23 protein-coding genes are annotated in these 24,058 nt (G+C 55.2%); 7 read left to right on the top strand and 16 right to left on the bottom strand.

The window, feature by feature from the left end:
* Positions 1 to 33: 33 nt before the first annotated feature.
* The 7 genes from uvrD to HY272_04060 all read left to right on the top strand — a co-directional run bounded on the left by uvrD (position 34) and on the right by HY272_04060 (position 9,486).
* Positions 34 to 2,199, top strand: coding sequence for a DNA helicase II (uvrD, locus tag HY272_04090; protein ID MBI3771864.1), 2,166 nt, complete (start codon positions 34 to 36; stop codon positions 2,197 to 2,199).
* A 96-nt stretch (positions 2,200 to 2,295) separates the two neighbouring features.
* On the top strand, positions 2,296 to 3,165 hold the full coding sequence (gene mtgA, locus HY272_04085) for a monofunctional biosynthetic peptidoglycan transglycosylase (protein ID MBI3771863.1): 870 nt from the start codon (positions 2,296 to 2,298) through the stop codon (positions 3,163 to 3,165).
* 190 nt (positions 3,166 to 3,355) lie between these two features.
* Positions 3,356 to 4,438 (top strand): TRAP transporter substrate-binding protein DctP, encoded by a 1,083-nt coding sequence (dctP, locus tag HY272_04080; protein ID MBI3771862.1) that lies wholly within the window; start codon positions 3,356 to 3,358, stop codon positions 4,436 to 4,438.
* A gap of 49 nt (positions 4,439 to 4,487) precedes the next feature.
* Complete coding sequence (locus HY272_04075; protein ID MBI3771861.1) at positions 4,488 to 5,069, top strand: hypothetical protein; 582 nt, start codon at positions 4,488 to 4,490, stop codon at positions 5,067 to 5,069.
* Between the two features lie 238 nt (positions 5,070 to 5,307).
* Entirely contained in the window at positions 5,308 to 7,047 is a 1,740-nt protein-coding gene (locus HY272_04070) for a S8 family serine peptidase (protein ID MBI3771860.1), read from the top strand.
* Between the two features lie 188 nt (positions 7,048 to 7,235).
* Positions 7,236 to 8,006, top strand: a complete 771-nt coding sequence (locus HY272_04065; protein ID MBI3771859.1) for a PEP-CTERM sorting domain-containing protein — start codon at positions 7,236 to 7,238, stop codon at positions 8,004 to 8,006.
* Between the two features lie 172 nt (positions 8,007 to 8,178).
* On the top strand, positions 8,179 to 9,486 hold the full coding sequence (locus HY272_04060; GenBank protein ID MBI3771858.1) for an EAL domain-containing protein: 1,308 nt from the start codon (positions 8,179 to 8,181) through the stop codon (positions 9,484 to 9,486).
* Here HY272_04060 and HY272_04055 read toward each other — a convergent pair.
* The 16 genes from HY272_04055 to HY272_03980 form a co-directional block, all read right to left on the bottom strand.
* Entirely contained in the window at positions 9,483 to 10,796 is a 1,314-nt protein-coding gene (locus tag HY272_04055) for a TRAP transporter large permease subunit (protein ID MBI3771857.1), read from the bottom strand. The genes HY272_04060 and HY272_04055 overlap by 4 nt on opposite strands.
* Before the next feature lie 6 nt (positions 10,797 to 10,802).
* Positions 10,803 to 11,336 carry a TRAP transporter small permease subunit gene (locus tag HY272_04050; GenBank protein ID MBI3771856.1) on the bottom strand — a complete coding sequence of 178 codons (534 nt, stop codon included), beginning with the start codon at positions 11,334 to 11,336 and terminating at the stop codon, positions 10,803 to 10,805.
* 162 nt (positions 11,337 to 11,498) lie between these two features.
* The gene (locus tag HY272_04045) at positions 11,499 to 12,248 is read right to left on the bottom strand and encodes a type II secretion system protein N (protein ID MBI3771855.1); all 750 of its coding nucleotides are present in this window, start codon (positions 12,246 to 12,248) and stop codon (positions 11,499 to 11,501) included.
* The gene (locus HY272_04040) at positions 12,248 to 12,736 is read right to left on the bottom strand and encodes a type II secretion system protein M (GenBank protein ID MBI3771854.1); all 489 of its coding nucleotides are present in this window, start codon (positions 12,734 to 12,736) and stop codon (positions 12,248 to 12,250) included. The genes HY272_04045 and HY272_04040 overlap by 1 nt, the downstream gene beginning before the upstream one ends.
* The gene (gene gspL, locus HY272_04035; protein MBI3771853.1) at positions 12,733 to 13,944 is read right to left on the bottom strand and encodes a type II secretion system protein GspL; all 1,212 of its coding nucleotides are present in this window, start codon (positions 13,942 to 13,944) and stop codon (positions 12,733 to 12,735) included. The genes HY272_04040 and gspL overlap by 4 nt, the downstream gene beginning before the upstream one ends.
* 1 nt (position 13,945) lies before the next feature.
* Entirely contained in the window at positions 13,946 to 14,872 is a 927-nt protein-coding gene (gspK, locus tag HY272_04030; GenBank protein ID MBI3771852.1) for a type II secretion system minor pseudopilin GspK, read from the bottom strand.
* A 2-nt stretch (positions 14,873 to 14,874) separates the two neighbouring features.
* The gene (gspJ, locus tag HY272_04025) at positions 14,875 to 15,480 is read right to left on the bottom strand and encodes a type II secretion system minor pseudopilin GspJ (GenBank protein MBI3771851.1); all 606 of its coding nucleotides are present in this window, start codon (positions 15,478 to 15,480) and stop codon (positions 14,875 to 14,877) included.
* Complete coding sequence (gene gspI, locus HY272_04020) at positions 15,477 to 15,845, bottom strand: type II secretion system minor pseudopilin GspI (GenBank protein ID MBI3771850.1); 369 nt, start codon at positions 15,843 to 15,845, stop codon at positions 15,477 to 15,479. Before gspI ends, gspJ begins: the two co-directional genes overlap by 4 nt.
* Positions 15,845 to 16,363 (bottom strand): type II secretion system minor pseudopilin GspH, encoded by a 519-nt coding sequence (gspH, locus tag HY272_04015; GenBank protein ID MBI3771849.1) that lies wholly within the window; start codon positions 16,361 to 16,363, stop codon positions 15,845 to 15,847. The genes gspI and gspH overlap by 1 nt, the downstream gene beginning before the upstream one ends.
* Positions 16,364 to 16,369: 6 nt before the next feature.
* Positions 16,370 to 16,795 carry a type II secretion system major pseudopilin GspG gene (gene gspG / locus HY272_04010; GenBank protein ID MBI3771848.1) on the bottom strand — a complete coding sequence of 142 codons (426 nt, stop codon included), beginning with the start codon at positions 16,793 to 16,795 and terminating at the stop codon, positions 16,370 to 16,372.
* Positions 16,796 to 16,805: 10 nt separating this feature from the next.
* The gene (gene gspF, locus HY272_04005; GenBank protein MBI3771847.1) at positions 16,806 to 18,023 is read right to left on the bottom strand and encodes a type II secretion system inner membrane protein GspF; all 1,218 of its coding nucleotides are present in this window, start codon (positions 18,021 to 18,023) and stop codon (positions 16,806 to 16,808) included.
* 8 nt (positions 18,024 to 18,031) lie between these two features.
* Positions 18,032 to 19,540: a type II secretion system ATPase GspE gene (gene gspE / locus HY272_04000; protein MBI3771846.1), complete on the bottom strand. Its 1,509-nt coding sequence runs from the start codon at positions 19,538 to 19,540 to the stop codon at positions 18,032 to 18,034.
* Positions 19,530 to 21,650, bottom strand: coding sequence for a type II secretion system secretin GspD (gene gspD / locus HY272_03995; GenBank protein MBI3771845.1), 2,121 nt, complete (start codon positions 21,648 to 21,650; stop codon positions 19,530 to 19,532). Before gspD ends, gspE begins: the two co-directional genes overlap by 11 nt.
* A gap of 28 nt (positions 21,651 to 21,678) precedes the next feature.
* The gene (gene gspC / locus HY272_03990; protein MBI3771844.1) at positions 21,679 to 22,491 is read right to left on the bottom strand and encodes a type II secretion system protein GspC; all 813 of its coding nucleotides are present in this window, start codon (positions 22,489 to 22,491) and stop codon (positions 21,679 to 21,681) included.
* Between the two features lie 411 nt (positions 22,492 to 22,902).
* Positions 22,903 to 23,286, bottom strand: coding sequence for a DUF2782 domain-containing protein (locus HY272_03985; protein ID MBI3771843.1), 384 nt, complete (start codon positions 23,284 to 23,286; stop codon positions 22,903 to 22,905).
* Complete coding sequence (locus HY272_03980; GenBank protein ID MBI3771842.1) at positions 23,228 to 23,953, bottom strand: TIGR00730 family Rossman fold protein; 726 nt, start codon at positions 23,951 to 23,953, stop codon at positions 23,228 to 23,230. Before HY272_03980 ends, HY272_03985 begins: the two co-directional genes overlap by 59 nt.
* Between the last annotated feature and the right edge of the window lie 105 nt (positions 23,954 to 24,058).

Genomic DNA, 24,058 nt, shown 5'->3' with positions numbered 1-24,058 from the left:
GCACAAATCCGTGTATCTGTTAGAATTTCGCGCATGGATGTCTCTCATATACTTAACGGCCTGAATCCCGCTCAACGTGAAGCCGTCTCGGCGCCGCCGGGGCAGCAATTGGTGCTGGCCGGGGCGGGCAGCGGCAAGACCCGGGTGCTGGTGCATCGCATCGCCTGGCTGTTGAGGGTGGAAAATGCCTCGCCCTACAACATCCTGGCGGTGACCTTCACCAACAAGGCGGCGGCTGAGATGCGGGGGCGGATCGAGCAATTGCTGGGAACGCCGATCGGAGGCATGTGGGTCGGCACTTTCCATAATCTGGCCCATCGCTTGTTGCGCGCCCATTGGAAGGACGCGGGCCTGCCGCAACAGTTCCAGATCCTGGATGCCGAGGACCAGCTGCGCCTGATCAAACGCATTATGCGCCAGCTGGAGATCGACGAGTCCAAATGGGCGCCGAAACAGGTGATGTGGTTCATCAATGGCCGCAAGGACGATGGTCAGCGTCCGGCACAAATCACGCCCGCGCCCGATCCTTACACCAAACAGATGATCCGCCTGTATCAGGCCTATGAGGATGCCTGCCGCCAGTCGGGGCTGGTCGATTTCGCCGAGCTGCTGCTGCGCGCATATGAGTTGCTGCGGGACCGGCCGGACATCCTGCATCACTACCGGCAGCGGCTGCGTTATGTGCTGGTCGATGAGTTTCAGGACACCAACACCATTCAATATGCCTGGCTGCGGCTGTTGGCGGGTGATAGCGGCAATCTGTTCGCCGTCGGCGATGACGATCAATCGATTTATGGCTGGCGCGGCGCACGCATCGAAAACATTCATCGCTTCAGCAAGGATTATCCCAAAACTCAGACGATACGCATGGAGCAGAATTACCGCTCGACAGCGACCATCCTCAAGGCCGCGAATGCGCTCATCGCGAACAATAGCGACCGTCTCGGTAAAGAGTTGTGGACAGATGGCGAAGAGGGTGAGCCGCTCCATGTTTATACGGCATTTAATGATCTCGATGAGGCGCGTTTCGTCGCCGAACGCATCCGGCAGTGGGTCGCTGACGGTCATGCGCGACGCGAGGCGGCGATTTTGTATCGCTCCAATGCTCAATCGCGCGTTTTGGAAGAGGCGCTAATTCGTGCCGGGATTCCGTATCGCATTTATGGCGGCCAGCGCTTCTTCGAGCGTCAGGAAATCAAGGATGCATTAGCGTATTTGCGGCTGATCAGCAATCGCAGCGATGACGCCTCGTTCGAGCGCGTAATCAACACGCCGACGCGCGGCATCGGTGAACGCAGCGTCGTCCTGATGCGTGAATACGCGCGTCAGCACGGCATCGGCATGTGGCAGGCATTACTGACGATTATCAATGACAATGCCCTGCCTGCGCGCGCACTCAGCGCGTTGCAAAATTTCGTCGCACTGATCGAAAAAATGGCGCTCGACACGCTGGGGCTTACTCTTGCGGAGCAAGTCGATCACGTCACGGCCAGTAGTGGCCTGCTCGATCACTATCGCAAGGAAAAAGGCGAAAAGGGTCAGGCGCGCATCGAGAATCTGGAAGAATTGATCAACGCCGCGCGTGAGTTTGAATATGACGTAGCGGCCGAGGAGAACGAGCTTGATCCGTTGTCCGCGTTTCTTTCTCATGCCGCGCTGGAAGCGGGCGATACCCAAGGCGATCCATGGGAAGATTGCGTGCAACTGATGACCCTGCATTCGGCCAAGGGCCTGGAGTTTCCGCTGGTATTTATTTGCGGCGTGGAAGAGGGCTTGTTCCCGCATCAAATGTCGATGGATGAACCGGGCCGCCTCGAAGAAGAGCGACGCTTGTGTTACGTCGGCATTACTCGCGCCCGACAACTGTTATATTTAACACACGCCGAACAACGACGACTGCATGGCCAGGAGCATCATTCTCTGCCATCGCGTTTTATCCGGGAAATTCCGGCCACGTTATTGCTGGATGTCCGACCCAAAGCGCGTATTACCCGCCCGGTGCGCGACTGGAACGACGATGACGATGAATTGAACGCCGATGGTTTGCGCCTGGGGCAACGGGTATTGCACTCCAAATTCGGCGAGGGAGTGGTACTGGATTGCGAGGGCCGCGGTTCCAACGCCCGGGTTCAGGTTAACTTCAATAGCGTAGGCACCAAGTGGTTGGTGGCGGCCTATGCCAACCTGGTGGCATGTTAATCACGCTGGGATCGCGGGCTTCCAACCCGCAAAGTGGCCGAGATGGCCGCGCTCCCGATTTTTGCTATTCTATGCCCCCTTTTGCTGGTACATCGCATGTCGCTATTTTCCCGTAAACGAAAAAAATCTGGCCCGCTGGGCCGATTATTGCGTTGGACTATCATACTCATCGTGTTCGGCATTGCGCTGGATGCCATTTATCTCGCCGTAATCTGGCCTGACTGGACCAAATTCGCCGGCGGCGCCATCCCAAAATCGAACTTTATCGAGCGCTATGAAGCCAGACAAGCAGACGATAGCGAGCTGCCACAACTGCGCTGGAAACCGGTGCCGATTTCTCAGATCTCCAAAGCCGTGCGCCGTACCGTGATCGTAGCCGAGGATTCGCGCTTTTATACACACGAAGGCATTGACACCGAAGCGGTACGTGAAGCGATTGAGTACAACTGGGAACACAAGAAACTGCGCTTTGGCGCCAGCACCTTGTCGCAACAAACGGCGAGAAACATGTTCCTGAGCGGCAGTCGCAATCCATTGCGTAAACTCAATGAAGTGATTCTGACCTATGCCATGGAAGAACACTTGAGCAAGCGGCGGATTCTCGAACTTTATCTTAACGTCGCCGAATTCGGGCAAGGGATTTACGGCGTTGAAGCCGCCGCCCACTATTACTACGGGATACCGGCAAGTGCATTATCGCAGCAACAGGCGATAGAACTTGCGGCCACGCTGCCGTCGCCCGTCAAGAACAATCCCAAGACCCGCACCAAATTTTTCAGAAAAAAATGCTCGATCATTAGCGGGCATCTAAATACGGGCAAACCCAGCGGCGCGCCGGCAATAACGCCTGCGCCACAGAAAAGCGCACCCATAACCGCGCCCGAGGCCATCGCACCGCCGGTCACCGCGCCGGCACCGGCATCACCTGAAGCCACGCCTGAGACGCAGATTCCTGTGACACCTTGAAATTGCCAGCCGGGGACGACTGGGCTAGTATCGACGTACGAAAAACCATTCACCACAGAGGCACAGAGGCACAGAGATTATCGTGGCAAGGGGTTGACCGAAATAACTTAACAAACCACATAGGACACTTTCTATCATCTCTGTGAACTCTGTGCCTCTGTGGTAAACAATCAATCAAGAGGGATTTCCCATGAAACGCCGCGATTTTCTTAAGAGTGCCGCTGGAGCTGGATTGTTGGCCGCTGGCACCGCCGCCAGCGCCCCCGCCATTGCTGCCGGGAAAAAATTCAACTGGAAACTGGTCACCACCTGGCCGCCAAATTTCCCAATCTTTCAGGAAGGCGTTGAACGTTTCGCCAAGGATATCGAGCAAATGAGCGGTCGCACGCTCCGGATCAGCGTCTTTGCCGGCGGAGAACTGGTACCCCCGATGCAAACGTTCGATGCCGTCTCACAGGGCACGGTACAAATGGGTCACGGTGCCGCCTATTACTGGGCGGGTAAAATCCCTGCCGCGCAATTATTCACCGCCGTCCCCTTTGGTATGAACGCTCAAGGCATGCACGCTTGGTTGTATCATGGCGGCGGACTCGGTTTGTGGCGCGAACTGTATAAACCCTTCAACCTGATTCCGTTCCCCATGGGCAACACCGGCGTCCAGATGGGCGGGTGGTTTCGCAAGAAAATCAATTCCGTTGCCGACCTCAAGGGCCTCAAGATGCGCATCCCGGGCCTCGGCGGCAAAGTGATGGCCAAAGCGGGCGTCAATCCTGTGCTGCTGCCGGGCGGCGAAATCTACACCGCGCTTGAGCGCGGCACCATCGACGCTACCGAATGGGTCGGCCCGTTTCATGATGAACGTCTCGGCCTGCATCGTGCTGCCAGATATTATTACTATCCCGGCTGGCAGGAACCCGGCCCGGTGCTGGAGTTGATCTGTAATTTGAAGGCCTGGAATGAGTTGCCAAAAGAATTGCAGATCATGGTCGAAACTGCGGCAGCGGCCGCCACCACCTGGATGCTGGCCGAATTTGAAGCCAAAAATTTGCAGGCGCTGCAAGAATTGAAACAGAAGCACAAGATCGAAGTTCTGGAATTCCCAGCCGATATTTTGAAAAAACTTAAGCAGCTCACTGCTGAAACGCTGGAAGAAGAGGCGAAAAAAGACCCGTCATTCAAACAGGTACTGCAAGCCTATCGCGCCTTCAGCGCCAGCCATGATGCCTGGAATGATATTTCAGAGGGCGCCTACACCCGTGCCTTGAAACTGTAGTACCACTAAAAAAACATTAGGCAAAAAATATCCAATCGAGGGGAAGAAGATGAAACCATCCTACACACTCGCCTGCATTAGCGGGCTTTTTTGCTTGACCTCAATTCAGACTGCGAATGCCGATTTGAAATGGCTCATTCGTGGCGGCATCGATCTTGGCGGGGACGAGCTGGCCCACGCCTATTTCACCAACGGCAACGATGACAAAATTAATGCCGGAGAAATGCTGAGCGTTGCTGCTGGCGGAATTTATAGCACCACGCCGTTTACACAACCAGGACTGGAAACCGAAGTGGCCATCGGCTGGAAATTCGATACCATCAGTGGCAAGAACGGCAATATCAATTGGAATCGTTACCCGCTTGAAGTGCTTGAATTTTACCGCACCGGCACTTGGCGTTTTGGCGGCGGCCTTACCTATCACATGAATCCCAAGCTCACGAGCGATGGTGTTGCCGCCAGCCTTGGCACCGTGAGTTTTGATGATGCGCTGGGTGTGATCGGTGAAATCGATTATCTGACGGATACCGGCCTGATGATTGGCGGCCGGGTCACATTGATCGATTATAAAGCGCGTAATCAGACCGCTAACGGTAATAGTATCGGCGTGAGTGTGGGCTATCGCTTTTAGGGGGTCAAATATTATTGGCCAACGGCGTCTCGCCCTTGGCCCTTCTACCGAAGTGTCGCCTTTTTCAGCTTGATCACCCACCTGCTATCTGCAAGCATCCCCCGCACAGAAAGTTAATTTCCAGACTTGTGACTCACTGCGCGAACGGAACGCGACCCCCGACACTGGCTACGCTCAGGGGTGGCCAAACCACGCCGATATGTTTAGCGGTTGTTTTCTTAACTTGAGGATTTTTACGATGCGTATGACACGACTGGCCGCCGGAATTCAATTCGCCCTGTTTCTGAGCGCCTCCTCCCTGGTACACGCCGCTGGCGCTCCAACCTTCGCCGCCCACCGTCTGCTGGTGCAACCCGCCACCGGCGTCGATGCCAACCAGTTGAGCCAGGTATTGACCCTGCACGGTGCCAAGTCGACCAAGGTCATTCCGCAAATCAATGTCCACGTCGTTGAGCTTCCGGCCCAGGCGGATGAGCGTGCCGTTGCGGCACTGCTGGCACATAACCCCAAGGTTAAATTCGCCGAGCTGGACGCTTTGCAGCCGCCGCAACTTACGGCCAATGACACTTATTATTCAATCGCCTGGCACCTGCCCAAGATTCAAGCGCCACTGGCCTGGGATAGCTCTCTGGGCGCCAACGTTACAGTCGCCATTGTCGATACCGGCGTCCAGGCGGCTCATCCGGATCTGGCGGGCAAGGTATTGTCCGGCTGGAACGTTGTCAGTAACAGCACCGATAGTTCCGATCCCGTAGGTCATGGTACGGGGGTTGCGGGCACGGTGGGGGCTGCCAGCAACAATGCCAAGGGCGTCACTTCCGTCGCCTGGAACGCGATGCTGCTGCCGGTGCGCGTGTCTAATTTGGCCGATGGTTCGGCCTACACCAGTGACATCGCCAACGGCGTGGTGTGGGCTGCCGACCACGGCGCCCGTGTGGCGAATGTCAGTTACGGTGTCTCGGGCAGCGCGACGGTACAAAGCGCCGGCCAGTACATGCACGGCAAGGGCGGCGTGATTGCCGTCTCCGCTGGCAATGGCGGCGTTTATGATGCGACTACACCCAGTGACGCCCTCCTGTCCGTGGGCGCCACTGACAGCAACGATATCATCGCCAGCTTCTCTACCTCTGGCAGCTTCGTCGATTTATCCGCCCCTGGCGTCAACATTCCTTCGACCAACAACGCTGGCAGTTACAGCTACTGGTCCGGCACGTCGTTCTCCAGCCCGGTCGTGGCGGGGGTCGCTGCTTTGGTGCTGGCCGCCAATCCGGCCTTGTCGCCGGCACAGGTTGATAACATCCTGATCACCACCGCTGACGATCTGGGCGCCGTCGGATATGACATGTATTACGGCGCCGGTCGCGTCAACGCCGCCAAGGCCGTGCAAACCGCGCTTAATACAACGGCCGCCGACGGCCAGGCCCCAATTGCAGCCATCACTACCCCCGGTGCTGGCAGCACAGTGGCCGGACTCACTACGGTGAGCATCAGCGCCAGTGACAACGTCGGCGTCAGCAAGGTCGATTTGTTCATCAATGGCTCGTTGTGGGCCACCGATGCCAGCGCCCCCTATGACATCGCCTGGGACAGCAGCCTGACGGCCAATGGCAGCACCACTCTACAAGCCTACGCCTGGGACGCCGCCGGCAACCGCGGCCAGTCACAGAGCATCAGTATCACCGTCTCCAATCAGGCGGCTGCGCCGGATACGCTGGCACCGACCGTCGGCTTCCTCTCGCCCGCCAATGGCGCCAAGGTCAGCGGCACGGTCACGATTAAAGCAGGCGCCAGTGACAACCTGGGCGTCACCCAGCTCACCCTGGCCATTGATGGCAACGCGATGGCCGCCACCACCTCCGGCAGCCTGAGCTACAGCTGGAACACCCGCCGGGTCGCCGCAGGCAGCCATCTCCTGACCGCCACCGCCAAAGACGCCGCTGGCAATACCACGACCACCAGCATCAGCGTCACCAAGTAAGCGGATACCACTCCATAAACCTCGCAAGGCCGGGTTAACCCGGCCTTTTTGTGTCGGAAATCTTTACACTTTTGTATGGTCATTGTTTTACATGTGTATAACGCCTTGATTTATATAGACCTGAACCTCAGGCATAGACCTTGCATCTGTTATGGGTAATAGATGAAATTAACCCAGGAGATAAGTTTATGAAATTCACCAAAATACACACCGTTGCTTTGATGGCGGGATTAGCGGGGCTAACAGGGGTAGCAAGCGCCTCTGTGATCACCCACACCGACAGCTACGGTGTGAAATGGACCCTTTCCAGCGATGGCGTCAACTATGGGAACATCGCGGCGCCAGTCTACAACGTGATCGTGCTCGCGGACACAACAGCCTTTAGCACAAGCAGCTTTACCAATACCAATGCCTATATCAATGCTGTCACTGTTCAGGCCGAGACCCAAGTCACCAGTGGCGCCGTGAGCGGTCTGGGAGGAAGCTGGACAAACGTGATCGGCGGACAAGATCAAGGGGGCTGTACTAACAACGGCGGCGCTTCGGGCTTCGACTGTGCATACTTTACTGCTGGCAACAATCCAATCACCGCCCCTGGGGTGTTAATGAGCGATAACGGCGCGTCGCTGGAATGGCTGTTCGCGTTGAGCTTCGCCTCTGGCACCACCATTGATCAGGCGCTAAGCGTTCTCGACAATGGTTCGCACTTGAAAGTGGATTATTACGGCTATAAGACCGTTAAAGTCTGTACCGGCCAGGGGCAGAGTAGAACTTGCACGAACACTGAAGAGTATAGTTTCCTCGGTCAGGTGTCCGACAACGTGACGATCAATAACACTGGCACGCCTACCCCACCGACAGGCGGCGGCAACCCGATCCCTGAACCAGAAACCCTGGCCCTGCTGGGCATCGGTCTGCTGGGCATGGGTACCCGTCTCAAGCGCAAGGCACAGCACTAATATAATACGTTCTAAAGACAAATCATCACTATTTAGGGGCTTGGTATCTGAAGATGCCAAGCCCTTTTCTTTGTTGGGCAGCCTCACCGTTAAAGGCTTTCTCCGAACGTCCGATCTAATAACTTAATGAAACACTAATAATTAGCGTCCAATCCAGGAAAATCAGCAGGTTATGAAAACAGAAGGTGACAATTACCTCTCGGCGTTGATCCACAAGAACTTTTATTTCAACGATCACCTCGACGCTGCGACCATGATCAAGGAGTACGCCCGGATCGAACAAATCCTGGTCAATGCGCAGTATATTGCCTGCCTGACGCTGCAAATCGAGCAACTGAAAAAAATCGAATATCTGTACGGCAGCATGGTCTATAACCATCTGCTTGCCGCCGTGACCGATCAGGTCAAGCGCATGAAAAACGAAATCTTCCGCCAGGAAGATATTCTGGTCGTGGACCTCTTCGATCAGGACACCTTCATTATTTTTCTTTCGCCGCCGCGCGATAAAAACACCCGCGTGCTGGAACATCTGGAAGGTATGGCCGAACGCGCCCGCAAATGTATTGAGGTTGAGATCTTTAATCTCTTCTATCCCCACATTAAGGAATACGCCAAGCCGGGCGTTGGTTACGGCATGGTGATCAACAACCCGATGGTCAGCCACATGCGCCTGATCATGCAATTGGTGGCTGGCTCCCGGCAAATGGGGCATTTCATGGCACTGAAGCAGGAACAAGGTGCCAAGTTTCAATTGCAAAAGATCGTGATCGAGGAAGACATACACACGGTTTATCAACCGATCGTCGAAATGAAAAATCTCGACATTCTTGGCTATGAGGCGTTATCCCGTGGCCCGGTGGATAGTGAATTCAGAAACCCGATGTTATTATTTTTGGTCGCTGCCGAATTTGGCTTGTCTTTTGAACTGGATTCTCTCTGCCGTCGCAAGGCAATTAGCAATATTCGCAATCTTGGCACGAACAAAAAAATCTTCATCAACACCCTGGCGATTACCATCCATGATCCGCAATTCCGCGGCCGTTATCTCGAAAAATTGCTGGAGGACATCAAACTCAAACCGGAAAACGTCATTTTCGAGATCAACGAAAAAATGGCCATCGACAATTACGATTTATTTCGCACTGCATTGAAAGACTATTCCGACATCGGCATTGTGCATGCCAATGACGACGTGGGCGCGGCCTATTCCGATCTGGAGCGGATCATGGAACTCAATCCTGGCTTCATGAAACTCGATATTTCACTGGTCCGCGGCATTAACAAGAGCCACATCAAGCAACAAATCATCAAGGCGATGGTGAATATGGCCAAGGGGCTGGGTTCACAAATTATCGCCGAGGGCATCGAAACACCCGAGGAATACGAAACCCTCCTGGCGCTCGATGTCGATTATGGCCAAGGTTATTTATTCGGCAAACCGTGCCCGGATCTAGAGGATATCAACCGCAGCTGGCGTTAACGGATGGCGTTTAACTGCTCCGGCAGCCACGACACGATGCCCGGAAACACTACCAGCAAGCCCAGCACCAACACTTGTAGAATGATAAACGGCACCACGCCGCGATAGATATGCTGAATCCGCACCTCGGGTGGCGCCACTGCCTTCAGATAAAACAATGAAAATCCAAACGGCGGCGTCAAAAACGACGCTTGGAGATTCATAGCGATCAGGATCGAGAACCACAATAATTCGATATTGAGCTGTTGCGCGATCGGCACCAGGATCGGCACCACGATAAAACAGATCTCAAGAAAATCGAGGAAACATCCCAGCACAAAAATCAGCAGCATGCTGACGGCGATAAAGCCATACTCCTCGCCGGGCAAGGCCAGCATGATGTCCTGTGTCAACACATCACCACCCATGCTGCGGAACACCAGGCCAAATGCTGTGGCGCCAATCAAAATAATGAACACCATGCTGGTGAGTCGCGCCGTCTGTTTTGCGGCCTCGAACATATTTTTCCATTGCAGCTGACCGTGAGTGGCTGCCAATATGATCGCACCTAATGCACCGAGCGCGGCGGATTCCGTGGGTGATGCGATGCCGAAGAAAATTGAACCCAGCACGGCCAACACCAGGATCAAGGGTGGCAACAAACTTTTAATCACGGCATGCAAGAGTTTGCCGCTGGCATACGTCCTCACTTCTATGGCGGGCGCCACGGTCGGCCTCAGCCAGGCAATCACCAACACATAAACGATAAACGCCACCACCAGCAACATCCCAGGGATCACAGCCGCCGCGAACAAATCGCTGACCGGGATGCCGACAATATCGCCGAGCAGGATCAGGATGACACTGGGAGGAATAATCTGGCCTAAGGTGCCGGAAGCGGCGATCACGCCCGACGCCAACCCCGCGTCATACCGATGTTTGAGCATGGCGGGGAGGGCGATCAGCCCCATCGTCACCACCGTGGCGCCCACCACGCCGGTCGTCGCGGCCAGCAAAGCGCCAACCACCACAATCGAAACCGCCAAGCCGCCACGCACCCGACCGAAAAGACGGCCCATGGTTTCGAGCAAGGCCTCGGCCAGACCGGATTTTTCCAGCATCACACCCATGAACACAAACAGCGGTACTGCGAGCAAGGTGAAATTGGTCATCACGCCCCAGACGCGCATCGGCAGCAATTGAAACTCGGAGAAATCGAGAAAGATGCCGCCGAACAACAGCGCCACCGCACCGAGGGTGAAGGCGACGGGAAAACCAATCAACAGCAGCACGAACAGTGCCGCAAACATCACCAGCGCCCAGGCTTCGATGGCCACTTAACGTGCCTCCTGGTCGCGGCGACAGAAAATCGTTTGCGCGCTGCGCAGCGCTAACACCAGCCCTTGCAACATCACCAGCACAAAACTCAACGGGATCGCCGCCTTGAGCAGCCAGCGATAGGGCAAACCACCGGGGTCGGGCGAACCCTCATTCCAGGCATAAGCGTCGGCAACAAACGGCCAGCTGCTGACCATCACCAGAATACAGAAGGGGAAGAGCATGAAGATGCACCCAAGCAGATTGACCCAGGCCCTGCGTTGCGGCGACATCCACGCCGCCTGGTAGAAAATATCGACCCGCACATGATCATCGTATTTCAGGGTGTAACCGGCACCGAGCAGGAAGATCAGCGCAAAGAGGTGCCACTCCAGCTCCTGCAGCGCCACAGAACCGGCCTGGAACAGATAGCGCATCGCCACGTCATAACAGACCAGCGCGACCAGCAGCAGTACCAGCAGGGCAGTGCAGCGGCCGAACCATTCATTCAACGTCTCAATCCAGATCGCGAGGCGATTTAATAGGCGATGCATAAATAAGCAGATTTTTGGTGCGGGCGGATTATTAAAAGGTGGGGCATTGTACCGTTTCAAGTTGGGGGTTTGAAGATAAATATCAGCCGTTAAAACCGTATTTACAGGAAACACAAAAATTAGTGTTTCCTGTATAATTAATTATAATATATTGATTATTAACTATAAATGTCCCTGATACTGGAGCTGTATCTTGCCATCCGAGCCAGGACTACCCAGCAGAGCCAGCGCCTGAGTGACGGCGGGAACAGCCGTGCTTCGCGTCGAAATTTTTCCTCTGAACTGGTAAGTGCCATCTGGCCGTAAGTGGACAGTACCTTCCAGCTGCACCGGCCCACCCAAATCCTTGAGCACGCCTTTGACGGCGCCTTCATCGTTACTGAGCGTCAGCTCAAAACCACCCAGTGCCAGCGGCGGCGATCCGGGCAGGGATGCGTTTTGCCAACGCATGGTGCCCGTGGCGGCCGTCAACCGTGATTGCTCGAACTTGGCGGACTCGAATTTCAACTCCACCATACCGTTCAACGCCAACGGCCCGAGGCCGAGGTATTGATCGACATCGGCCATCGGCAGACGCACATCAACATCGTGGAAACTGACACTGCCATTGGCACTCAAGGCGGCCACACCCTCGCCCGTGCGGCCGTTGCCGTCAAACTCAAATCCAAGATCCACCCTCCCGATCAACAGCGGCAACAGGCGCAGATGCCAGGCAAATTGTTCGAAAGATTGATCCCTCAATTGCAGGGTGTTGGCGTGACCGCGCCAGACACTGCCGGAGACTCCCTGAAAATAAACGTTCTGCATTTGGCTGCGCATTGCGTTGAGGGCACGTTCGGCGGGGAAGGTGGCGACGAGAAATCCAAGATAGGTGACCACGCCCAGTGCCGTATAGCCGACGATACGTTTCATCATCCGCCGCCCGTCAGTGTCATGCGGGCATTGACCATGCCGCTGATGGGCTGTTTGTCGAAGGTGATACTGACAACATTTACCCCATGCCGCTGCTTGATGGTTTGCAGCCAGCGTATCACGTCATCGAACGGTGCCTGTTCCAGCAAGACCCGCACCACCTTGTCGGAGCCCTCGGGCTCGACGCGGCGCAAGGCAGGGCCAAGGTTTTCGGCGCGCGCGGTTTGATCGACCAGGGTCAGCAGTGAACGACCATCGTTAACGGCGACACCACCGCCTTGACTCTGCAAGCGGTGCACTTCGGCAGCGGATTTGGCCATCCAGTCACGTAGCTTTTGTTGCTCGGCAACACTTTGTTCGAGGCTGGAGAAATGACTCGTCAATGGTTCCAGGATACCAAAATAAAAAACCATCAGCCCCAACGCTACGGCACCGATACTCAGCGTGCGCTGTTCTTGCGGCTGTAATCCTTGCCACCATGCCTTCATGACACCCGCTCCGTAATTCGCAATCGAGCCTCAACATGATTGTCATGTGCCGCTGCGCCTTGGATTTCCACGTTAAGCCGCCCTTGCGCCATCAGCTTCTGTTTAACTTGATCCAGCATTTGCAAGTCGGCGATCAGAAATGCAACTTCGAGCGCGCCATCCTTGTAATTGATGCGCTGAATCTGCACGCTGCTGATGTCTTTCAGTTCCCGGCCGGTTGTCGCCAGCATCCCCAGAAAATCACCACTGCCGGTCTTGCCATCGCCGTGTAATTCCTTGAGATGACGTTCCATCTGTAACCGTGGGCTGGGGACATTTTTCTCGCCCGGAAATGCCTGTCGATAAATTGATTCGATCTCGGCTTGAAGGCGATCACGCTCGCTACTCAACCGCACTGCGTCCACCGTCTGCGTCACGCCAACACTCAACAGGTAAGCCGTTAACAATATCAGCGCCACCCTCCATGGCCGCCACAGTTGTTGCCAGCGCTCCTTGCGGCTATAGACGCCTTGCAGCAAGTTGATCGCCTGCCCGGCGACATAGCTTCGCGCCAGCAATTCCTGCATCTCACAGTTCCATGTTTTTGACTCAATGGCCAAACCGATGTCCGGCAATTTGAACGCGGCCTGCACCTGCCCATAGAAACATAGGCGTGCCGGACGTGATTCACCGGCCTCATTCAGTGCTAACGGTAATAGCTGTTGTGCATTATCCCAATCCAGCACTATGCCACTCTGCAAACCTTGGCGCACAATCAAGCTTGAACCCAGGCGCGCCAGTGACCAGGCACCGTCTTCCAAAGGCAAGGCGAGCGATTCCGGCACCAGCGCCTGCGGCTCGATGCCTACTGCACTTAGCTGTCCAAGCCAAAACTCAATCTGTTCCCTGGCAACTACGGCAACATTGATCATGCCTTGCTGCACTTCACCAAAGGCAAAGTGCAAGGTCTCTACATCCGCCGCAAATTGTTCTTCGATCAGAAAGGGCAGTGCCTGCAATTGCTGTCGCCTCGATCCTTCGGGCATTTTAGTTTGGAATAACGTAACGCTGGCCGCTGGCACAAATACCGTGACCTGCCGCCCAGCGGCATGGAGCACGGCATCGGCCAGACTGCCACTACCGCTTTCGGCGCCGGGCGCGGCATCCGGGCAATACCAGGCCGCGCGCTCGGCACGCTCGTCAATTTGCAAATACAATCGACTGATCACTTCAGTAGATTCCTTGGCCGCGCATAATGACCTTTATCTTTGCATTATCGTCCCGCACCAACAAGCTATAAAGCTGCATGTGGCCACGATCAAACTCGGCGCTGGACTGGAGCAGAAAATAATCGCTGCCCACCGTCAGATCAACGGCAATCACGCCGCGATTCTGCAATAAGGGTTGCCCAATAAAGTCTTCGATTTTATCGTAATGTTTATCGCCGCGCGCCTCGGCCAGCGCCTCACCATCCTGCAAGGTCAGCCCTTCAACCACCGTCGCCAACAGTTCCGGCGGCGCGGTATTGATATTGAGCTTGGTACGGACGGGCAGGGCAGTGACAAAGGGGGCCAATTTCTGATAATCGGCATAGCTAAAACCATGCACCAGCACCAGCTCACTGGGGCTGGCCATCCGCCCATTGGCGGCGCGATAGGGTGGGTTGAGTTGCATATATACATCATCTTCGGCGCCACCGGAAAATTGTGGCTCAATATCGGGGTCGATCCAGTCCACCACCGCCCGCGACAGTTTGCCATCCATCCCCAGCACATTGAGCAAATGCTCAAAACGCTTGATGTCGGGTTCACTCGGCCTACCGTCATCTGTGACCAGATTATTAAGATTAAACAGTCCCTGCTGATCCGTCATCTTTCCGCTCAACACCGCGCCCTCGACCGGAATCGTCACTTCTTTCGCCCAAAACTCATCCAATCCATCAACATTATTCCTGCGTCGATCATCCGCCAAGATCATGCGGGCGAAGGATTCACCGCCCAGCGCAAACAAGTATGCGCGATCGGTATCAAACAGATTTGCCGTGCGCCGGATATCCAGTTGCTGCCGCGATGCCATGGCCACTGCTGTTGCCGCCACCAAGGCGGCAATCAATACTGCGGTAATTAAGGCAACTCCCCGCTGCTGTTTAAACTTCATGCTCAACTGCCCACCACTCGCAATATACGCTTGAGCGAGCCCCAGTCTTCAAGCTCAACCACCAGCTCCAGCGCCTTGGGCAATTGCCACCGCATCTTGTCCTCATCACCCGCCGGCGGCCAGTATTGCAACCATTGATTATCCACATTGAGAAACCGCACACTTACACTCTTCACACCGCTTAATAATGGCGTTTCTTCTGGCACCGATTCAAAGGCGCGATCCAGTTGCGCATAGCTGTGGCGCAATAATTTATTCTCGCTCAACTGATACGAAACACGCTGCAAATTGCTGCGGGTAAAGGCCGCCGGATTGCGCCAGCCGGTACGTGTCAATTCCAGTAAACTACTGCTTAGCCCGCCACCCTGCATCGCCGGCAACTCGGCAGAATAGGGATCGCGCACCGGCCGCGAAATTGACTGTTCGATGTCGCGACTCAATATCGTCATCGCCTTTTGCAACTCGGCCAGGCGCTGCGCCTGCTTATCCGCATATTCACGCGTATCCAGCGCCTGCCGCAATGCGCTGTAGGCCATGGCCGACATGATGGCGAAGATCATGATCGCCACCAGCAACTCCAGCAAGGTAAATCCGCGCTGCGCTCTCATCCCGGTTTACCCACATACGCAATCAACGTATCCAGTGTCTGATCATGATGCGCCTCAGGCATCACCTTGACATCTAACCGCCGGATTTCGGGATTGGGAGTTTCTGATACTGAAACTTCCCAATGCCACTCCGCTCCGCCCATGGCCTCCGAGCCCTTCAGCATGCCAACGCCAGGCCAATCAGCCGCCAGCTGCAATTCAGCCACTTTATTCATCGCCACCCAATGGGCAAAACTACGCTCCTTGAGATACGCGGTATTGCCGACGTGCTCGCTGATTCCCTTCACTGCCGCCAGCATCGCGATCGACAGAATCGCCAGTGCCACTACCACTTCCAACAGCGTGAAGCCGCGCATGCGGCGCATCACAGCATCTCCTGCGGTCCGCTGACGCTGACTACGCCCGTGAGCTTGCCTTCAACCTTGTAGGCCGGGCCTTCTTCAAAGCGTAAAGTAATTGTGAAAGGCTGCAATTCACCGCTGGACAGGATATAGATCCGCGGTAACGCCACTTTTCCAAACCGATCCGAGGTCGGCAATGCCGTACCATCGACTTCCACCTTCAGCCCCATGCCTGTAGGCAATTCCCGCGGGCGCAAGGCTTCATCCGCAAAATCCTGCCACTTGTTTTCCTTTTCGAGAGACAGAAAACGATAACCGGTGGACTCAAACTCCAATGCCAACTCTTTTCCCCGCAATGTCGCTTCTTGCGAGGCAAGATCAACCAACGCCGCCAGCCGCTGCGCCTCCAACTCCAGATCCGCCTTACGATCGCGGCCACCGATCGACAACGTAACAAGTGTTGCCAGAATGCCGATAATCACGACCACCACCAGCAATTCGAGCAGCGTAAATCCACGGCTTTGCTGGCGGCACGATTTCATGACTCGCTATTCGAGATTCCAGTTGCCAATATCGGCATTGATGCCATCGCCACCTTCCTGCTTATCCGCTCCATAGCTAAAGACATCGATGGTGCCATGCACGCCAGGATTCAGATATTGGTAGGGATTGTTCCACGGGTCTTTCGGCATGCGCTCGATATAACCGCCTTCCTTCCACGCCGCAGCATTCGCTGGTTTCTCTACCAATGCTTGCAGGCCCTGATCCGTAGTGGGATAGCTATGATTATCGAGTCGATAAAGCGATAACGCGCTTTCGATGGCACGAATATCCGATTTCGCCTTGGTGACACGGGCAGCATCTGGTCTGTCCATCAATCGGGGCACGATAATGGCGGCAAGTATGCCGAGTATCACGACCACCACCATGATTTCAATCAAAGTAAAACCTGCCTGTCTACGACGCTGACGCATATACATATTCCTATTTCACAAGTTGATTAAGATCAAAAATTGGCAACAGGATGGCAAGCACAATGACTAACACCATCCCTCCCATAAACAAAATCATGAACGGTTCGAAGATGCCAAGCAGCATTGCCAGCAATGTTTCCATCTCCCGTTCCTGTGCCGTCGCGGCACGTTCCAGCATTTGATCGAGCTTGCCACTGGCTTCGCCGCTGGCGATCAGATGCACCGTCATCGGCGGAAAAAATCCACTGGCATCCAGCGCGCGATGAATCGCACCGCCTTCACGCACGCGTTGCGCCGCCTCTTCCACTGCAGAGCGCATCGGCAAATTAGACACTACTTCCGCCGAAATGCTCATCGCCTGTAGCGCAGGCACGCCGCTACCCACCAGAATGCTGAAGGTGCGCGCAAAGCGCGCGGCATTCATGCCGCGCACCAGGCGCGAGACCAGCGGCACGCGCAATAAAAATAGATGTAAGCGTCGTTTCGGACCTTCATGGCGCAAGGTATAAACCATGCCGCCGATTGCGGCCAGCAACAGTATCAGCAAATACGGCCAGGCCACCTGAATAAATTCGCTGAGCGCAATCAACATGCGCGTCAACAGTGGCAATTCCTGACCGAGGTTTTCAAACACCCCGACCACCTTCGGCACCACAAAACCGAGCAACCCAATCACTACCGCCACCGACACCAACGCAATCAAGGCGGGATAAATCAATGCCAGCTGAAATTTCTGTTGCATGGCATGCCGCGTTTCGGTGTAATCGGCCAATCGCTCCAATACACCTTCAAGATGCCCCGATTGTTCGCCGGCAGACACCGTGGCCCGATAAAGATCGGAAAACACTCCCGGAAAATCCGCCATCGCCGCCGCCAAGGAATGGCCTTCTTTTATTTTGCTGCGCACTCCGAGCAGGATATTGGCAACACGCGGCTTTTCGGTTTGCTTCGATACCGCCTGCAAGGCCTCGTCGACAGGCGTGCCGGCGCGCACCAATGTCGCAAGCTGGCGTGTCATCAGCGCCATATCCGCCGGACTGACACCGCGCCGCAGGGAGAACCCCGTTGTTTTTTGTTTTGACTCGCGCTGCTGCACTTCCACTACCGTCAGCGGCGCCAGCCCCTGCTCCCGCAACTGCTGCCGGATCTGGCGCGCGGTGTCCGCTTCCAGCACGCCCTTGCGTTGGCGGCCAGTGGTATCAAGTGCGGTGTATTCAAAGGCACCCATAACGATTCTTAGTTCTCGCGTGTTACCCGTAGAATTTCTTCCAACGAAGTATCGCCCTGCAACACCCGTCGCAAGCCGTCATCGCGAATGCCCTGCGTCATGCCGCGCGCATAATGCTCCATTTCCTGCTCGCTACGCCCGACATGCACCATTTCCTGAAGATGCTCATCAAGCATCACCAATTCGTAAATACCGGTGCGCCCGACGTAACCGCTTTGCTTACATTGCGGACAGCCCTTCGGCGAATAAATTGTTGGTGGTTGCTTGGCATCCCAGCCGAACGCTTCACATTCAGCACTGGTTGCTGGCTGCGCCTGCTTGCAATGCGGGCACAACAAGCGCACCAGGCGTTGCGCCAGCACGCCAATCAAACTCGATGACAATAAATACGGCTCAATCCCCATGTCACGCAGGCGCGTCACCGCGCCGACGGCGGTATTGGTATGCAAGGTCGACAACACCAAGTGGCCGGTGAGCGAAGCCTGCACCGCAATCTCGGCTGTTTCCAGATCGCGGATTTCGCCGACCAGCACCACATCCGGATCCTGCCGCAAAATAGCGCGCAGCCCGCGGGCAAAGGTCATTTCGACTTTGGTATTGACCGCTGTTTGGCTGATACCATCGATGTAATATTCGATCGGATCTTCGACGGTCATGATATTACGTTTGTGGTCATTGAGCCGTGACAACGCGGCATAAAGCGTCGTCGTTTTACCCGAACCCGTCGGGCCTGTAACCAGAATGATGCCATGCGGACGATGAATCAGACGGTCAAGCAACTCCCGCGACTTCGCCTCCATTCCCAGATGTTCAAGATTGAGTTTGCCCGCCTGCTTATCCAGCAGACGCAACACTACGCGCTCGCCGCCATGCCCTACCGGCAGCGTCGAAACACGCACATCCACTGGCCGCCCAGCAATACGCAATGAGATGCGGCCATCCTGTGGTAAACGTTTTTCAGCGATATCAAGCTTAGCCATCACCTTGATGCGCGACACCAGCAATGGCGCCAGCGCACGCTTCGGCTCCAGCACCTCACGCAACACTCCATCGACACGGTAGCGCACCACCATCCGCCCTTCGTAGGCATCGATGTGAATATCGGAAGCATTTTCCTTGATCGCCTGCGACAACAAGGCATTAAGCAAGCGAATGATCGGCGCGTCATCCTCGCTCTCGAGCAAATCCTCGGGTTCCTGCAATTCAGCGGCGATACGCGTCAGATCGTTTTCCTCGCCGAGACCGTCGATCATTTCCATCGCCTCGGTGGAATCGCCTTGATAACTTTGCTGCAGCAGACGCTCAAAAGCTGCGGTATCCAACCATTCCAGCTGCAATGGCAAACCAAAATGACGCCGCGCCTCCGCCAGACTGCGGGCACTGGCGCCGCGACGGCAGGTTAATTTGACGTGGCCGTCAGCAAATTCCTGAAACAGCACACCATGCCGCTTGGCAAAACCAAAGGGCAGGCGCTTGAGACGCAACAGCGGAGGTTTGACAGAGATCTCACTGTCCATTGAATTCTTGGAATACCGCTTCGGGTTCGGATGGTGAATCATCCCCCGCAGGTGCTGGTTCTGGTAAGGGTGCCGGCGTGGTTTCCGGTTGCGGCTTGCGGCGCGGAATCGGATTCACCAGCTCAAAGGGTGGTGGCAGTTCGACAAACTCCTGTAACTCCGGCATTACCGGCGCTTCTTTGTCATCCATCAAACCAACGCCGCGCTCGCGGGCAGTGACCTGCTGGCCACGAATATAGTTGTATTTACCTGCGGTCATGCGCGTAGTCACCGCTGCATCACGCATGATCACCGGCCGGATAAATACCATTAGATTGGTTTTTTCCTTGGTGGTTTTTTTATAGCGAAACAGCGCGCCAATCAACGGAATATCACCCAGGATCGGCACCTTCTGCACACTCTCTTTCAAATCGTCGGTCGTCAGGCCACCCAACACAATCGCGCCACCGTCATCGACCAGAACCGAAGTCTTGATTGAACGGGTACTGGTAATCAAATCGGAAGCTGGCAGAGAACTTTGCACTAGGGCATCGACCTTTTGCTCGATATCAAGCTTGATGGCATCACCTTCATTGATCTGCGGCTTGACCTTGAGCGTGATACCGACATTTTCACGCTTGATGGTCTGAAATGGATTCTGCGGCGTTGTTGAATTTCCGGTACCGCTATATGAACCTGTTATAAACGGTACATTCTGACCAACGATAATCTCCGCCTCTTCGTTATCGAGCGTGACGATGGTCGGCTTGGACAAGACATTTGAATCACCATCACTCTCCAGCGCATTAATCAAAACGCCGAAATTCACATTCTTGCTGTTAAATCGGCCGATACCCAACAGCGCGCCCGGAGTGATTTCGGGCACGGTATTGCCACGCACCGCCGCCCCCAACTTGAGGATATTGTTGCTACCGAAGTTTGTGCCGCCCACTGGCCCGTTCCCCCCCGGCGTGCCATCGGCAATCCACTGCACACCCAATTCCTTCATACGATTATTTGAAATCTCAGCGATCACGGCCTCGACCAGCACCTGCGCCCGCCGCACATCAAGTTTCTTGATGACACTCTCAAGCTCGCGGAACAAATCCGGCGGGGCAGTGATCACCAAGGCATTGGTCGCTTCGTGGGGTTGAATGGTTATCGGCGCCCGTGCGCCGGGCGCACCGGCACCTGGCGAAGGCGCGGCGCCGACGGCACCACCTTTTTTCTCTTTCTCGTAGGTATCGCCCAATCCTGTCAACACCGGCGTCAGTTCCTTGGCCTTGGCGTAATGTAAATACACAACGTGCGTATTGCCGCTGCTTTCCATTGGCGTATCAAGGTGAGTGATCAAGGCCCGCGCTGACAGGCGCGACGATTTATCACCGCCCATCAGGATACTGTTGGTACGCTCATCCGCCACCAGCACCGGCACTTCGCTCGGCGCGCCGGGATCACCAGGGCGTTGTCCCTGACGATTCAGCATCTCGATAATTCGTACCACTTCCGCGGCTGAGGCATATTTGAGCCGGTAAACTTCGATATCGGTGGCGGAAGCAATGTCGATCCGCTCAATGATCTGCAACAACCGTTTCAGATTCGCCGCCCGATCGGAAACGATCAACACGTTAGTCGGCGCATACGCCGCCATATGGCCTTGTTGTGGCACCAGCGGCCGCAGGATCGGCACCAACTGCGCGGCCGAAACGTGCTTGACCTCGATCACCTGAGTCACAATCTCGTCGCCCTCGCCAGGATTATCCACGCCAGAAACGTTGCCCGCCGATTGCTTGGCATTCACATCGGGCACGATTTTGATGATATTGCCAGTGCGTACCGCAGCGAAATTGTGTACTTCCAATAACGACAAGAATGTTTGATATACCTCATCCTTGTTCATCGGGCGCGCGGAGATGATAGTGACCTTGCCCTTGACCCGTGGATCGACGATAAAATTCTTGCCCGTGAAATCCGACACCGTCGCCACGACTGTGCCGATATCGGCCTCTTTCAGATTGAAGGTGATTTTGGCCTCGGCCCACACCGGGCCGGGCGCTGCCAACGCGAGCGCAAACACCACACCCCAACAACGGCGCTGAACCGAACCTGACATCATCCATCCCAACTTCATTCTTTGTCCGTGCTATTCCTGCAACTGATTATTCCACCGGCAACATAAATTGTTCCCGCACCCCATTGCGCTCGACTTCCAGATCGATCATCGGCGCCTCCGACAATTGACGCATCGCCTCGACACCCTTGGCGGGATTATCCAGCGTCACGCCGTTGATCCGGGTTACGACATCCCCTGGCCGCAAGCCATATCGTGCCAGAAAACTCGGATCGCGCCCCGGTTGCAGACGATAGCCGCGGAAGCGATTGCCATCCTGCGCCGCTTCAATATGAATTAAATCGGCGACTTGCTGCGGATTATTGACCAATGCCTGACGATAACTCGCCAGCGGCGCAGTGCTTGCTGGCAGTGCCGAAGACGATGTCGGAGGTGAGATCCCCCCGGCTGAATTCGATTGCAAGTCCACTCCCTCTTTGGGCAGCCGCAGAGTCTCATACTGGCCCGCACGGCGCAATACTATGCGATCGGCATGGATTTCGTGGAGTTCGGCCCCACCCGGCAGGCTATCGCCTACCTTGTAATAGTTCTCCTGACCCGCCGGATCCGCCACAATCGCCAGCGAATACTTGGGCTCGGTTGAGGCGAGCAATCCCCGCAACATCAAGCCGAGACGGGTATCCGGCAACGCATCCGGCACTGGGCCGGCAGCTGTCGGATCCTTGCGTCCAAACAAATGCCAGTTCGCCACTTCCGCCGCAGCGGCAATCAAACCCGAGGTCGGCGCCGCCACGGCTTGCACCGAAACGGGGGGGAACGGCATCGGTTCCGGCGCAGGCAACAACCGCCACGTCAGCTGCGCCAGGGCATAGGTCAACATTAATAAAAACAGAAGATTCACCCCCGTCACCAACCGCGACGGAGGGGAATACAGGAGGTGTAGCGCGTTTTTCAATCCCGCTGGATTCATCACGCCCGCTGCTGATGCCTCATGTCTTTGTTTCTTCCCTGGAATCTTAACGCAATAACGGCCTATTCTACCCCGAACTGTAGCTCGGGAAGTTATTCACACCAAGATTTTCTTATAACAGAATAACAGGGTTAGACCAATGTTTTGAAGTTTCACGCAAGATTATCTTGTAACCTATTGATTATTATTGGCCGATTCGCCTGGTTACTTTTTAAACCAGATTTTACCCAATGTACTGATGTTGGCCCTGGCGTCAGCCACGCGCAGACTGTGCACAGAGTTATCCACAGTTTTTGTTGATAATCGTTATTGATAACCATGGGGCGGGTTTGAAACTTGCCTTTACTTCCAGCGCAGTATCACCCAGCGTGGAATCGTGACATCGGGCTCGACATTATAACGCCGCGTCTCTAACACCCCGTCGCCATCGGTATCCAGCAGGTAGTAGCGCGGCCCCTTGGTAGGGATGATTTCGATCATGAATAGCTGGCCGTGCATGCGGTACTCACGCACCCGCTCATTCGAGCGCGGCGTGATCACGACCTCTTCCTCCTGAACCTGGTCACTATTGACCAAGGCTGGCGGCGGCAGGGGCTCATTGTTGTTTCCTTCAGCCGCAACGAACGACGGCAGCAGGGCAGCGCACAGCGCCGCCCCGGCCATCCGGTTACAGATCCATGAGGATCTCACGTTCTTCTGCCGACGGTTCAAAGCCACGTTTCTCATAATGACTAAAGATAGCATCTACCACTTCCTTGGGTGTGTCGACGACCTGCATCAATTGCATGTCGTCAGGGTCGATGGTCTTTTCCATGACCAGGGTTTCTTCAAACCATTTTAACAAACCGTCCCAGAAAGGCTTGTGTACCAAAATAATGGGAATCCGCCGCGTCTTTTGGGTCTGCACCAGGGTCAGAATCTCGGCCAGTTCGTCCAGGGTACCGAAACCACCCGGTAATACGACATAGGCCGAGGCGTATTTCACAAACATCACCTTGCGCGAGAAGAAATGGCGGAAATGCAGCGAGATGTCCTGATACGGATTGGTGTTTTGCTCATGCGGCAGCGAAATATTCAGGCCAATGCTCGGTGATTTACCGGCAAAGGCGCCGCGGTTGGCTGCCTCCATAATGCCCGGTCCGCCGCCGCTGACTACGGAAAAGCCGGCGTCTGACAATAACAGGGCGATCTCTTCGGTCAGCTTGTAATAGGGGTGATTTTCCGGCGTCCGCGCCGAACCAAAGATGCTGACCGAGGGCTTGATCTGCGCCAGGCGCTCAAAGCCTTCGACGAATTCGGCCATGATCTGGAAGATTTTCCATGACTCGCGCGTCAGGGTGGAGTCGTTGACTGGCCACATGCTGGGATGACTGGATTTTTGCTGATCGTTCATAAGATTTAAGATCCTTCTATGAGTATGCCTGAGCTTAATATTTCTTATATCGGCATAAGTTGTCTCGGCACCAGTCGTGCAAAGTGTTGCATAATAATCGATTCT

It is taken from the genome of Gammaproteobacteria bacterium (assembly GCA_016200485.1).
GTDB lineage: Bacteria > Pseudomonadota > Gammaproteobacteria > Tenderiales > Tenderiaceae > JACQEP01.
The sequence above is the reverse complement of the archived record's forward strand: the minus strand, read 5'-3'. Positions and strand labels throughout refer to the sequence as shown.